General features: G+C 62.8%; 14 protein-coding genes. 13 read left to right on the top strand and 1 reads right to left on the bottom strand.

The genetic code is table 11. The features are described 5' to 3' along the window. The 3 genes from V4529_17285 to V4529_17295 all read left to right on the top strand — a co-directional run. Window positions 1–834 (top strand): glycosyl hydrolase (locus tag V4529_17285; GenBank protein MES2360098.1); only part of this gene is annotated, 834 nt, incomplete at its 5' end. Between the two features lie 186 nt (window positions 835–1,020). Then, the gene (locus tag V4529_17290) at window positions 1,021–1,263 is read left to right on the top strand and encodes a hypothetical protein (protein ID MES2360099.1); all 243 of its coding nucleotides are present in this window, start codon (window positions 1,021–1,023) and stop codon (window positions 1,261–1,263) included. Continuing rightward, entirely contained in the window at window positions 1,263–1,613 is a 351-nt protein-coding gene (locus V4529_17295) for a hypothetical protein (protein ID MES2360100.1), read from the top strand. Before V4529_17290 ends, V4529_17295 begins: the two co-directional genes overlap by 1 nt. 14 nt (window positions 1,614–1,627) lie before the next feature. Here V4529_17295 and V4529_17300 read toward each other — a convergent pair whose 3' ends face one another. Then, complete coding sequence (locus V4529_17300; protein MES2360101.1) at window positions 1,628–2,614, bottom strand: site-specific integrase; 987 nt, start codon at window positions 2,612–2,614, stop codon at window positions 1,628–1,630. Window positions 2,615–2,810: 196 nt separating this feature from the next. Here V4529_17300 and V4529_17305 point away from each other — a divergent pair, with 196 nt between their 5' ends. From V4529_17305 to V4529_17350, 10 genes are all read left to right on the top strand, one after another. Next, window positions 2,811–3,335, top strand: a complete 525-nt coding sequence (locus V4529_17305) for an LAGLIDADG family homing endonuclease (protein MES2360102.1) — start codon at window positions 2,811–2,813, stop codon at window positions 3,333–3,335. A gap of 140 nt (window positions 3,336–3,475) precedes the next feature. Further along, on the top strand, window positions 3,476–3,637 hold the full coding sequence (locus V4529_17310; protein MES2360103.1) for a hypothetical protein: 162 nt from the start codon (window positions 3,476–3,478) through the stop codon (window positions 3,635–3,637). Continuing rightward, window positions 3,630–3,860: a hypothetical protein gene (locus V4529_17315; protein ID MES2360104.1), complete on the top strand. Its 231-nt coding sequence runs from the start codon at window positions 3,630–3,632 to the stop codon at window positions 3,858–3,860. Before V4529_17310 ends, V4529_17315 begins: the two co-directional genes overlap by 8 nt. Window positions 3,861–4,487: 627 nt before the next feature. After that, window positions 4,488–5,096: a DNA methyltransferase gene (locus V4529_17320; protein MES2360105.1), complete on the top strand. Its 609-nt coding sequence runs from the start codon at window positions 4,488–4,490 to the stop codon at window positions 5,094–5,096. A gap of 91 nt (window positions 5,097–5,187) precedes the next feature. Next, window positions 5,188–5,499 carry a hypothetical protein gene (locus V4529_17325; GenBank protein MES2360106.1) on the top strand — a complete coding sequence of 104 codons (312 nt, stop codon included), beginning with the start codon at window positions 5,188–5,190 and terminating at the stop codon, window positions 5,497–5,499. Continuing rightward, window positions 5,492–5,788 (top strand): hypothetical protein, encoded by a 297-nt coding sequence (locus tag V4529_17330; GenBank protein ID MES2360107.1) that lies wholly within the window; start codon window positions 5,492–5,494, stop codon window positions 5,786–5,788. Before V4529_17325 ends, V4529_17330 begins: the two co-directional genes overlap by 8 nt. Next, window positions 5,785–6,006, top strand: a complete 222-nt coding sequence (locus V4529_17335) for a hypothetical protein (protein ID MES2360108.1) — start codon at window positions 5,785–5,787, stop codon at window positions 6,004–6,006. The genes V4529_17330 and V4529_17335 overlap by 4 nt, the downstream gene beginning before the upstream one ends. Window positions 6,007–6,220: 214 nt before the next feature. Beyond that, window positions 6,221–6,463, top strand: a complete 243-nt coding sequence (locus tag V4529_17340; protein MES2360109.1) for a hypothetical protein — start codon at window positions 6,221–6,223, stop codon at window positions 6,461–6,463. A gap of 544 nt (window positions 6,464–7,007) precedes the next feature. Beyond that, complete coding sequence (locus tag V4529_17345) at window positions 7,008–7,547, top strand: hypothetical protein (GenBank protein ID MES2360110.1); 540 nt, start codon at window positions 7,008–7,010, stop codon at window positions 7,545–7,547. Then, a complete protein-coding gene (locus V4529_17350; protein MES2360111.1) occupies window positions 7,544–8,032 on the top strand; it encodes a hypothetical protein in 489 nt (162 codons plus the stop codon). Before V4529_17345 ends, V4529_17350 begins: the two co-directional genes overlap by 4 nt. The last annotated feature ends 34 nt before the right edge of the window (window positions 8,033–8,066 follow it).

The following is an 8,066-nucleotide window of genomic DNA, read 5'->3' on the forward strand; positions in this document are numbered from 1 at the left end:
GAACGCGAGCAGCAGATTGGCCGCATGTTCGACGGCATCCATGTCCAATACTGGTCAGGCGGCACCACGATCGGCGTTGCCGGGATCGACCAGGCCGACATCAACAACAACATGCCGCAATGGATCCACGACCGCGGCCAACACGTCTGTGTTACGTGGTCGCCGCCGTACTCGATCGCCGACGTCAACGCAGGCAAGGCAGACTCGGTGTTCACCGTCGCGGCGAACCATTTCGGCTCCTACCAGTTCCCGATCATGCTCAGGTTGTGGTGGGAGTTCGACAACACCGCCGGATTCAAATGGTCCGTCGGTGGCACACCCAACATCGGCAGCCCGTTCGTCGCAGCATGGAGGCGGGTCGTCGGCATCTTCCAGGCAGCCGGCGCAACGAATGTCGGCTTCTGGTGGTGTCCCCTCGAGGGTTCACCCGACCGGCCAGGAATCAACGCCTCATACCCCGGAGACCAATACGTCGACTGGGTCGGCTCCGACGTCTACAACGGCGGCGACGGCTCATGGTCAACGCCCTTGCACTCCGGCTGGGCGTCGTTCGCCGAGTGCGCGTTGTACACCGGCGCGTCCGTCCCGTCCCAATACTCACTCTGGTCCGGGCGGAAACCCTTCGTCATCGGCGAGCTCGGCTGCCGCGCAGACCCGCGCAAAGGCGACTGGTGGCGAGCAATCCCCGCCGCTCTCCAAACCGCACCCCACATGGTCGGTCTGTCGATCTTCGACCAGGACGTGTCTAAGGCGGAACCCGGCAACAACTGGCTCATCGACACATCAGCGGATTCGCTTGCGGGGTTCAAGCAGATGGCGCAGGCACTCGCGTGAGCCAACGTGGGCGCGACACGAAGGAACCGCTGAGCGCAGCCCAGTGCGAGATCGCTCGCCTGCAGCGCGAGGTCGAACGACTGAAACGCCGACGCGACTGTCGCGCTTGTGACGGCATCGGGATCATTGAGGGCTTCTGGCTCGGCACCGTCAAGAAGTGTCCAGCTTGCAATGGGAGGGGAGTCCATGCCTGACCAAGGCATGCCCACCGCGTTTCGTGGTTCGGAACTTGCCGCACACAGCGACGAAAGCACCCTGCCACGGCTACTCGACACCCGCGCGATCTCGGAGGAGCTGGGTGTGAAACGCGCGGTTGCGGAGGCGATCATCCGCCGCTGTCCGAAGCAGGAGATCCCGGGGTGTAAACGGCTGTTCGTCAGGCGTTCGGATGTTGAGCGGCTGCTGGCCGAGAACCTGAAGGAGGCGTGATGGAATCGCTGTTCGATGCCGAGCGATTGGTCGATGATCGTCGCTCGATCCTGTGCGAAATCGAGGATGAACGGGTGCGTCAGGATGCGAAATGGGGAGGCGTTCCTGGCGTCCAGCGCCGCGACGACCACACCTATGCCGCCGTGCTTGGTGAGGAGTTCGGGGAGTGCTGCAAAGCGTGGCTGGAACGCGATGTTCAAGGGCTTCGCGCCGAGCTGATCCAGACCGCTGCCGTCGCTGTCGCGTGGATTGAGGAGCTTGATAACGGCGGGGCGAAGCCACGTCCGACCGTCACGGCGTCCGTTGCCTCGGATGGCACGATCAACGTGCGGGGACTGGCGGCATCGTGAGTAAGCGAACCACGCTACGCGAGCGCAGCCAGAATCAGCACGGGGTCAGCCTCGCTGATCGGCCGAACATGGCTGTAAGTGTCGAGCGACTCCGACGTGTTTGCATGGCCGAGCCGGGACGCCAACTCGACAGCGGGGATCCCGGACTGATGCCACAGGGTTGCACGACGATGCCGCAACAAATGCGGGTTGATCCGCTCCGAAGCCTTCCGCATCCGATACGACAGGCGCGAAGGGCTCATCCGGCACGGCATGATCAAATCCGCATACCAGGCGGGAACGGGTATCCACCTGGGACGGTCACGCTTCGCAACCTCGGCGCGAACACGCACCCGCAACCCGGCACGGTCGATGTCGCGGGCCTCGAGCGAGAGTGCTTCGCCGATCCGCATCCCGGTCTGCTCCAACAGCACAACCGGGCCACGAAACTCTTCGTCGACGGCGGCGAGGAACGTGAGGAACTCGTCGGCGTCGGGTGGCTCACGAATCGCACGCACCTGCTTCGGCAACCGCACCGACCGATGCCGAGCCGGATTGTCATCGAAATGATCCAACACCATCCGGACCAAACCCACATAGTCCTTCACCGTCCCCGGAGCCAACCCACGGTCGATCATGCCGCCGATCCAACCCGACACATCAGCCGCCGAAATGCTCGCCGCGTCCATCGAACCGAACACCCTGTTGACCTGCCGCAGATGCGACCTGTAGTTGACCCGGGTCGACTCGTCCAAATCGAAGCGGCCCGACAGCCACACCTCAGCCAAGTCACGGAACGACAGGCTCACCTCGGCCGGACGACGCAACAAAGCGAGCTCGGTCTTCGGGTTCCGACCGGCGGCAAGCCAATCCTCGACCAGCCGCAGCCGGACGTTCGCCTCCCGCACCGTCTTGAACGTCCCGCCATGCTCAATCTTGTAGCCGCGACCGCCACGCCGGTAGATCACATCGTGGCGACGAGCACCCGAGGGAAGCGTTCTGCTGCGAATGTGAGCCGACACTGTGGTGGATACGGGATATACGGAAACCGAGGACATGGCGCAACCCGTTTATCCATCCCATTCCCGCACTTTGCAGACGATTTCGCATCAGCGACCGGCTCTAGCGGAGCAGCGGCATGAGCCACCGCCGTTATCGCCGTAACAGCCGTTGCTGTGGCCGCGGTGACGTACGGGTGACGCACGGGAGGGGCGTCTGATGGCCGAGAAGCGCCGATCAGATGTCGAGCGTCCCCATCTCTGGGGGATAAAGCCCGGCGAGGCTGCTGAAACAGGAGCCTACGTCTCTGACGAGCTTGGCTGGTGGTTCACCGGACTCGTGGACGGTGAGGGCTGCTTCTCGATCAGCACGAACAAGGCGCAGTTCATCGTCGCGATGAGACTGGACGACCGACCGATGATCGAGCGCATCCGCGAAGACCTCGGGGGGATCGGCTCCCTCTATGTGAAGGACAAGCTGGCTGAAGCACCCCGAAGGCCCGGTATTCGGTGGGAGGTCGTGAAGCGCGACGAGGTGCTTTGGCTGACGCGCTTCTTCGACTTCTTCGAGTTGAGGTCTAAGAAGCGCCGGGACTACGAGATTTGGCGTGAAGCGGTAATCGACTGGTACTGCAGCGGCTCGCCGGCCGTCTTCGAGCAGTACATCGTCCCGATCAAGCAGGCACGCAAGTACCGCGAGCCAGATGACGGGCAGGCCATCTCTAACCCGGTGTTCGGAATATGAACGACCGAAGGATTCCATCCGCAGATGGTCGGGGAGATCGCTTTTATCGCGAAGGATTACGCCCCTCGTTCGCGTCAAAGGCACAGCCCATGCGGGCTGTCCACCAACGGCCCACAAGTGCATCAAGGGGATGGCTCTAAATGGACGCCGTTTCAGCCCTCGGAACGTGTGAATACGCCCTTCTGACAGGGGCCGAGAACGACCGCCTGGACGCGCTCGCCGCGATCCAGGAAGCCCGCTCCGAGATAATGACCCCGCACGGGCTAACTGCCGTGCGGGAGGAGGTGATGGACGATGAGTGACGAGTTTGTGATTGGCCCGGATGAGGTCTGCCGTGTGGGTGGTGGCCGCGGGTGCCCCGAACCGGCAGTGGTCGTGTTTGTAGTCGGGGGCGATAGCGTGGCGTTTGACCCGCTTGAGACTCTGTTCTTTCCAGGGCAGCGGCTTCTGTTTTGTATGAAGCACGCTGTTGAGTTTCGCCGCGCGATTGAGGAAAAGGCGTACTTCGCGGAGCTGGATCTGTGAGTCTCCTCTTTGTTGGCTCACGCAAGGTGTACGTCCGTATCCCCTGCGGTGAGATTCAGTACGGACGCGTAAGCCACCGAGTAACGGTGTGGTTCCGTGGAAGGCGGCTCGAGCTCCTGGGCTCGGGCGCTCACGGGCAGGTACCTGAAGCCTGCCCACATGTCCCGGCCCCCGGTTTACGAGCGACCCCGACACCAAGCGGGGCGTCCCCGGAAGGTAACGACGGGGATGCGGGGGCCGTGGTATGACCGAACGAAGGATTGAATGCGAAGTTGGAATCCTTCGCGGACTCCTGACCGCCGAGCGCGAGCGCGACATGCGCCGTGAACACGCACGGATGCACCCGGACGGTCTGATGCGAAGCGGAAAGGTGTGCGACATCTGCCTGCTACTGGCCGCGCTCAGGGAAACGCACGGGCGCATCCCACGATGCTCAACGAACACCGCACGTGGCTATCGGTGCGCTAAGTCCTCCGGTCACCACGGCCCCCATTCGCATCCGAACGACGGGCAGTACCAGGGGACTAGCTGGTCGCAGGAGTGGCAGGAGCGCGGGAAGGATCACCCGTGACCGGAAGGACTCAATCGGAATTTGGAATCCAACGCCCTTATTACGAGGACGAATGGGTGACCATCTACCACGGCGACTGTCGGGATCTCATGCCGCTCGAGGCAGACGTGATCGTGAGCGATCCGCCCTACGGGATTAGGTACAGCCCCAGCCAAAACAGCAAGAAGGCGTGGGGCGACAAGACGTTCGTGGGTGACACGGTCGTTGCGGGTGACGGCGAGCCGTTCGACCCGTCGCCGCTGCTGACCTACCCGGCCATCGTTCTGTTCGGCGCCAACCACTACGCCGACAAGCTGCCGCCCAGCGCGTCCTGGTTCGTCTGGGACAAGCGCGACGGCATGACGAGCAACGACTTCGCGGACTGCGAGCTCGTCTGGACGAACCTACCGGGCGTCGCTCGCCTGTTCCGTCACCAGTGGAACGGGGCTCTAAGAGCAAGCGAACGAGGCGAACGACGGCTACATCCGACACAGAAGCCGTTGTCTCTGATGCGCTGGATCATCTCGCGCTGCCCTGACGGTGTTGTCCTCGACCCCTACGCCGGCTCAGGCACCACGCTTCGCGCCGCCAAGGATCTCGGCAGGCGTTCGATTGGTGTCGAGCTCGAGGAGCGGTATTGCGAGATCGCGGCAAAACGATGTGCTCAGGAGGTGCTCGCGGCATGAGCGATCGAAGTCCTAGAACTGATCTTGGAATCCTTCGTTGCGATACTGACCCCGCACGGGCGTACTGCCGTGCGGGAGGAGGTGATGACCAATGATCGAGCTATGGGTGATGTGCTGGCGCGGCCCGAAGCACTATCCGAACACTTCGTCTTCGTTTAGCCGCGTCGTGGACTGGCCTTCGGTTCCGCCCGAGGGAGCCCTCATCAATGTGGGCGCCGACGAAGAGGGCGAAGCAGGCTCTATCAACTCGTACGTCGGCACGGTCTACTGGCAGACCGACATGGTGATCGTTGAGACGCACATCGAAGGTCTCGACAACACCAACGAGTTCGACTCCGTACGCGAGAGCGTCGTCCGGGATGGCTTCGTGTGGAAACACGGGGAGCCGATGCCGAATGGCTGATTCAAGCCGTTGTCCTGGAAATGGTATTCGCATCCTTCCTTGGGCCGACAGGATCAAGCTCGCCGTCGAGTCGTGGCGTGAATGGAAGATCCTGCCCACCGGCCCGCGGATGGATCGGGTGTTCAAGGATGCTGGCGTTCGTGACCTGATCGCGGTGGCGCAAGCAGCCGACGCATATCTCGACCGTCACCAGCAGATGAAGGGGGCCGTCCTTACTGGCGGCGACTTCCTGCTGCTCGCACAAGCAGAAGACAACCTGCGTGACGCGCTTGAAGCGGTGACCAAATGACCGAGCGAAGGAATCCAATGGGCATTCGCATCCTTCGTGATCTGGACGAGTTGGCGCGTGGGTTGGACTACGGGCAGGCCAAGCTCATCGCTGACTACATCACGATGCTTGAAGCGACGCTCCGTGAAGGGGCAAACCTCTACGACGGATCGTCTAAGGGGTTCGCGCTCAGATCTTGGCAGGAACACGCCAAGAGCGTCCTGGGTGGCCCGTCGTGATGGGCATTGGAGGTCTTCCCGCCGTCTGCACGACTCCGGGGTGTGAACGTCGCCGTACGTCGGACAACCGCTGGTGCCAGGAGTGCAATGAGGCAGCCGCTAGGGGCATTGGAAGTCTTCGCAAGCAGGCGTCCCGCGGCGGTGGCCCGTCCGAGAAATCGACGGGGCGCAGGGTCGCCACTGAGTCGTTCATCGACGGGAACGAGGGCGAATCGTGATCGGGGTTGTACACGCTCCCGGCCACGGAAGCTATCGCCTCTACAAGCAGGGCTGTCACTGCTCTGAGTGCCGCGCCGCCCAGAACGCTGTCATCCGGTCGTACCGGTCGCGGAAGCGCGAGCTCATGCGGCAGGACGAACTGCACGCAGTCGCACGACTGATTCAGCAGGGCATCTGGAACGGCACGGACGCGCTGTCGATCGCTGCCGAAGTGATCGCTCTGGGAGTAAAGCGATGACTGATGACTGACCGTAGTTACGTTCCTGAGTGGCTTATGTGGTTGGCGGCGTGGCTCGGGTTCGCCTTAGGAGCCATCGCTGTCGGGTTGTGCTGGTGGACCTCGTGACCACGCGAAGGATTCGAACAGGTGCAGGTGGTCTAGGTCTTCGTTCGGACGGTGAAACGTGAGCATCCACATTCACCGCGTGCCTACGCGCATTGTCGCCGCGAAGCCTCATGGAAAAGAACGCTGGTGCTTCGTCTGTCGTAAGCGAACCCGCTTCACGATTACGACGCATGTTCCGAACGACCCGATGAGTTACTACGGCCCTCACTGGACGGTCGAGTGTGCGTGGAGGCATATCGACGGCGACCTGTTCCCTGGCCGTTTCCGGGAATGGGACGGCTGATGGTGAGGTTCGTGATCCCCGCCCTGATCGTCGCACCTCTAGCCGCGGCGTATGCGGTGTGTTTGCTCGCCGCGAAAGGAACCGAATGACCCGCGGCACGCCCATACCCGCCAACAGGTGGGCCAAGCAAAAGACTGGAGCTCTGACATCCGAGTGACCGCCCACACACTCCTCAGCCTCTACCTGGTCGCGGCTGCGCTCGCAGTCGTATCGCGAGCCGATGGTGCAGGGCCGACCATCCAAACACGCACCGCGCAAACGATCGTCGCTACGTGGCGTTGCGAGGACAAGCTGCCACGCGCACGGACATTCGCCCGCTCACCATGGAAGCCACACTCCACAGGGTTCCGCGTCGCCGAGCTCGCACGGTGGCAACACCGGCTCACAGCTTGCCGCGCTGTGCTGAAGCGGCGTGCCTACGAGTGGGCGTGGAAGGAGTGGCTCCCCGACAACTGGGCGAAACTCGGAGCCTGCGAAACCGGCTACGGACAACGTCCCGGAAACTGGTTCCACCACAACGCCCTCTACGTGTCCGCGTTCGGCATCAGCCGGCGAGAGTACGACGCGGACGCCGCCTACTTCGGAGCGCCACCTTGGAACGACACCAAGCCGCCGTCGCCGTACAACCAGTACCTCGCCGCGAAAGGGCATTACGCACGGTTCGGTGACGGCTGGGGGTGCCCCGGCCCATGAGTTGGATCGCGGGAATCGACGTCGACACGAAGGCCGTCCATTGCGTCTGCATCGACGAGGACGACGCCACAACCCCGGTGTATTTCCAGTGGACACTCGATGGCCAAGACGCGTGGGAGCGCGTGCGTTCGGTAAAGGAATCCATGCCCCCCAAGTCCTTCTGGGAGGACACGATCGCAGTGGGCCTCGAGAACCCGGCAGGACGCGCGGGAACGGGTCTGTACGCCGTCATACGCACCACAGGAGCCGTCCTCGCCTGCCTCCCGAGCTCGGTGCTGGTGCAACCTTGGAGGCCCGGAGAATGGCGTAAAGCAAACAGGCTCAAAGGCAACGCGACCAAGGCCGAAGTGAAGACATTTGCTGACGCCCTACTGCGCCGATCAACACCCGATGATCGCCCAGAGTGGCCCTGCCAGGACGCCGCCGACGCATACCTCATCGCCCTTGCGACCCGTGGCGCGATCGAAACCGAGGCGGCAGCGTGACCGGGCAGCAACAGCTATTCGAGCCCCGCACCAC

Source organism: Gemmatimonadota bacterium, from assembly GCA_040388625.1.
Taxonomy (GTDB): domain Bacteria; phylum Gemmatimonadota; class Gemmatimonadetes; order Gemmatimonadales; family Gemmatimonadaceae; genus Fen-1247.

What these genes read in the sequence shown, in the direction of transcription:
- V4529_17290 (MES2360099.1), top strand. Translation starts at nt 1,021, where the DNA reads ATGCCTGACCAAGGCATGCCCACCGCGTTTCGTGGTTCGGAACTTGCC.
- V4529_17295 (MES2360100.1), top strand. Translation starts at nt 1,263, where the DNA reads ATGGAATCGCTGTTCGATGCCGAGCGATTGGTCGATGATCGTCGCTCG.
- V4529_17305 (MES2360102.1), top strand. Translation starts at nt 2,811, where the DNA reads ATGGCCGAGAAGCGCCGATCAGATGTCGAGCGTCCCCATCTCTGGGGG.
- V4529_17310 (MES2360103.1), top strand. Translation starts at nt 3,476, where the DNA reads ATGGACGCCGTTTCAGCCCTCGGAACGTGTGAATACGCCCTTCTGACA.
- V4529_17315 (MES2360104.1), top strand. Translation starts at nt 3,630, where the DNA reads ATGAGTGACGAGTTTGTGATTGGCCCGGATGAGGTCTGCCGTGTGGGT.
- V4529_17325 (MES2360106.1), top strand. Translation starts at nt 5,188, where the DNA reads ATGATCGAGCTATGGGTGATGTGCTGGCGCGGCCCGAAGCACTATCCG.
- V4529_17330 (MES2360107.1), top strand. Translation starts at nt 5,492, where the DNA reads ATGGCTGATTCAAGCCGTTGTCCTGGAAATGGTATTCGCATCCTTCCT.
- V4529_17335 (MES2360108.1), top strand. Translation starts at nt 5,785, where the DNA reads ATGACCGAGCGAAGGAATCCAATGGGCATTCGCATCCTTCGTGATCTG.
- V4529_17350 (MES2360111.1), top strand. Translation starts at nt 7,544, where the DNA reads ATGAGTTGGATCGCGGGAATCGACGTCGACACGAAGGCCGTCCATTGC.